Annotated in this window: 3 protein-coding genes; 2 read left to right on the top strand and 1 reads right to left on the bottom strand. The window is 68.2% G+C overall.

Annotated features, from left to right (window positions below; translation table 11 throughout):
* Nucleotides 1-517: 517 nt before the first annotated feature.
* Together QZ607_RS15385 and QZ607_RS15380 are read left to right on the top strand one after the other, a co-directional pair.
* Nucleotides 518-1,075, top strand: coding sequence for a twin-arginine translocation signal domain-containing protein (locus QZ607_RS15385; protein ID WP_295884345.1), 558 nt, complete (start codon nucleotides 518-520; stop codon nucleotides 1,073-1,075).
* Nucleotides 1,059-2,165 carry an aminotransferase class V-fold PLP-dependent enzyme gene (locus QZ607_RS15380; RefSeq protein WP_295884343.1) on the top strand — a complete coding sequence of 369 codons (1,107 nt, stop codon included), beginning with the start codon at nucleotides 1,059-1,061 and terminating at the stop codon, nucleotides 2,163-2,165. Before QZ607_RS15385 ends, QZ607_RS15380 begins: the two co-directional genes overlap by 17 nt.
* 374 nt (nucleotides 2,166-2,539) lie before the next feature.
* On the opposite strand, the gene QZ607_RS15375 is transcribed toward QZ607_RS15380, so the two are convergent.
* Complete coding sequence (locus QZ607_RS15375; protein WP_295884341.1) at nucleotides 2,540-3,688, bottom strand: integron integrase; 1,149 nt, start codon at nucleotides 3,686-3,688, stop codon at nucleotides 2,540-2,542.
* Between the last annotated feature and the right edge of the window lie 337 nt (nucleotides 3,689-4,025).

Raw genomic sequence — 4,025 nt, 5'->3', positions numbered from 1 at the left:
GACTCTCGGGGTGCTGGCCTGCCCTAGGCGGCGGTGCCTCTGCCGAGGTCGGCCGGCGCGCGGGGCAGCAGCCTGGGCAATACTGATTTATTGCTTCCGCAGGCACAAGATGTGCCTATGCGATACTCAGGGGAAATACTGATAAAACGTGCCAGCGCGTGGACGAGCGCGGCGGATCGGCGCTTGCGCCCGCGCGAGCGCCGGAGCCCGTGCCGACATGCCGCGGCATTACTGTGACAAAGCGCACCGCCACAGACGAGCAGCTCCGTTACTCTGGCCCCGGCGGTGTGCGAGCGTCGCTCACCGCCGCGACGAGGCTTGGACAGACGGGTGATCGTCGTCGCGCAGCCCGCTCCCTGTGCCGCCTCATGGACAACCGAGCTCGCTCGACGCTGCCTCTTGGCGGCGCACCGGGGGCTCCACCATGCGCAGAGCGTGCCCGGCCGAACCGGTGCCGACCAGGCACGCCGCTGTCCCTCAGCACCGTACCCTTTCGCAACCCCCAAGGGGACATCAGATGACGACGCACAGCCGCAAGCATCCACATGCCGACAGCGCCGCCGCGCCCGCCGGGCTCGACCGTAGATCCTTCATGACGGGGGTCGCCACGGCCACTGCTGCCGGCGGTTTGATGGGGCCCGGCGCGGCTCTCGCCGGCAACGGCAATGCCTTCGGCCGCGGCCGGGATCTGAGCGACGGCTGGCTGCCCCGTCGGCTGCTGCCTGCGCCCGATCCCCGCGGCAATCCGGGCACCGAGGCCTACTGGCGCCGCGTTCGCCGGGCCTTCGTGCTCGACCGCGACTACATCCACATGAACACCGGCACCACCGGCTCCCTGCCACGCTTCGCCCAGCACAATCTCGGCGTGTACAACCTCTACAAGGGCGACGACCCGAGGGACTGGGAAGACAACCTGAATAGGGACTACCCGGATCTCTTCCCGCTTGGGTCGTCGTTGTTCGGCGCGTCCGCCCTCGCCGCCCGCCAGCAGCAGGTGGCCGCGGCCTATAACGCCGCCGACCGCGTGGCGACGCGCGCAAGGGTAGCCGGGTCGTCGCGTGGCCGCGGCCTATAACGCCGCCGACCCCTCCGAGGTGGTGCTGAGCTACAACACCACGGACGGCTGCAATCTGATCTTCGCCGGCACCCCCTGGCAGCCCGGGGACCGCATTGTCACCACCAGCTTCGAGCACCCGGCGCTGACGGGCCCCATGGCCTGGGCCAAGGCCACGCGCGGCGTCGACGTGGTGGAGATCGACATGGGCCTGATCTCGCCCTTCACCGCCGGCATCACGGTGCAGGACGTGCTGGACCTGTTCGAGCCGGCGCTGGCGGCGCCGCTGCCGGCCGGCGCCAAGCAGTACCTCGTCATCTCCGACATCTTCTACAAAAACGGCCTGCGCCTGCCGGTGGAGGACCTGTGCGCGCTGGCGCGTGCCTACGGCGCCTACAGCATCGTGGACACGGCCCACGGCTTCGGCATGCTGCCCATCGACTTCCAGAATTACGGCGCAGACTTCGTCGCCGGCGCCGGCCACAAATGGCTCTGCGGCGGCCCGGGCACGGGCATCCTGTACATCCGCAACACGGGTGGGAATCTGCCGCCATTCGATCTAGGCAATTTCTTCCTCTACGCCTTCCTCTCCCCCGGGGACATCGCCAACCGCCAGTACGACCCAAGCACCTGGGTGCAGCTGCGCGGCGAGAACAACCGCCCGGCGCTGTACGCCATGACGGACGCGCTGGCCTTCTTCGAGCAGATCGGCATCGACGCCATCTACCAGCGGGGCGTGGAGCTCGGCAATGACCTCAAGGCCAAGATCGACGCCCAGTGGCCGGGGTCACTGTGGGTGGAGCCGCGTCCGGCCTACAGCCCCTTCGCCACGGCGCTGACCTCCTTCAACCCCTTCGTCGGCCGGGACGACGCCGCGAGCTACGGTGCCCTGCGCTCGGCCATCAGCAGCGTGGCGGATGCGCTCGCGGCGGAGGACCCGAAGATCTACATCCGCTTCGTCACCTGGCCGTCAAGCACCGCGGCACCGGGGGACGACAGGGTCGGCTTCCGTGTGTCCACCCACGGCGTTTACAACAGCTACGACGAAGTGGACTACGTGTTCGACCGACTCGTCTACCACATCCAGCAGACTGGCCTGCCCACCATCTGACGACCGCCCTGACGGTCACCCGCTCCGCGTGCAGCGCGCCTCGTCCGGCGAGCGGCCGGGCTGCCGGGCGCTGCTGCGCGCGGGGCCCCTCGGAGGCAAGCTCGGGGTTCACACAGCGCCGAAGGAGCCGCCGCGAGCTCGCCGTCGTGATCGAGCCGCAGATCAAGCCCGCCTAAGGATGCGTCCGCCATCGCTGGCGATGATCCAGCCCAATCAGCCCCGACGAGCGCGCTCTGCGATCCATCGCGCCGGGATCAAGGCGGGCGGCGGTAAGCGCTTGGGCCAGCGCTGACCCTCTGCCGGGCTGGCGGCCCTCACGTGCATGGTGGCTGACGGCTGCCCTACCGCGACGGCTTCTGTGGGACCTGCCCGCCTCAGCCCGGCAACGCCCCTGCACTGCCCGGCTCCACCCTTGCGCCGGGCAACCCCGTAAGACCAAAACCACCGGACTGCCTCTCAGCAGCGCCGCCGCCCTTGGGGTTGACATGCAGGGCGACAGCGCCCAAGCCGCCCAGCAGCGCATCCACCGGACTGCGCACGGCGCCGCCGCCGCGCTGCAGCACATGCGTGTAGATCTCTGTCGTCTTCACATCCCGATGCCCAAGCAACTGCTGCACGGTGCGGATGTCGTAGCCGGACTCCAGCAGGTACGTCGCGAACGCGTGACGCAAGGTGTGCGGCGTCGCCCGCTTGCCGATTCGGGCCGCGCGAACCGCCGACTTCATCGCCTTCTGCATGACAGACGCATCGATGTGGTGTCGCTTGATGCGCCCGGTGATCGGGTCCCGCGAGCGGTGCGACGCCGGGAAGACATACCACCAACGCAGGTCGAACGGCGCCGACGGCGTCTTGCGCACCAGCGACTCGGGCATCGAAACCTCACCGAAGCCATCGGCCTTATCCGCCATCCGCAGCCGGTCTGAGGCCTCGATGCACTGCTTCAACTCCGGGATCAACGCCTGGGGCAACGGCACGAACCGATCCTTGCCGCCCTTGCCATTGATCACGGTGATCTGCCGGTAGCCAAAGTCCACCGACTGCACCCGCAGCCGCGCGCACTCCATCAGCCGCAGCCCGGTGCCATACATCAGCGCCGCCATGAGCCGCTCGGGCCCCTCCAGCCGCGCCAGCACCGCGGCCACCTCCTCCCGCGTCAACACGATCGGCACCCGCTCGGGCCGCTTCGCCCGCGTGATGCCCTCGATCCAACCCATCTCCACCTCGAGCACGTGCTTGTACAAGTACAGCACCGCCGACAGGGCCTGCGTCTGCGTCGACGCCGACACCCCACGGTCCGTCGCAAGGTGCGACACGAACGCCTCGATCTCCGCGGCGCCCATCTCCTGCGGATGCCGCTTGCCGTGAAACAGGATGAACCGCTTGATCCAGTCCAGATACGCCTGCTCGGTCCGATAGCTGTAGTGCATCGCCCGCAGCTTGTCCCGGACCTGCTCCAGCAGCCGCTTCGGCCGTCGCGCCTGGCCGCCGCCTGTCTGCCCCTTCGTGATCTCGCTCTGCTGCATCAGAACCGCCTCCGCTTGGTCCAATGCTGTCTTTATAGACAGCTCGCCAGCAAGATGCAACTCCCCGTCAACGCCCGGCCGACGCCGATGCGCCGAACAGACGCCACCCGACCGCACTCCATGGCCGCCTAAGCACCCTCAGGCCGACTCCGAGAAACCGCTGCAACCCGTTGACTTGGCGACTCCGTTGCCAGTCACGCCCAGCCCAACTCGGCGAATGCTTATGCGGCCAAACGACACGCCCCAGCGGCGCTTAGGCGGCCAAACGGCCGACTAAGCCCCAAAACATCAGCCGCCGCGTCACACGCAAGTCACTGGACACCTGTCACATTTTGTG

The organism is uncultured Thiohalocapsa sp., from assembly GCF_913063425.1.
Classification (GTDB): domain Bacteria; phylum Pseudomonadota; class Gammaproteobacteria; order Chromatiales; family Chromatiaceae; genus Thiohalocapsa.
This window is presented reverse-complemented; position numbering and strand designations above follow the sequence as displayed.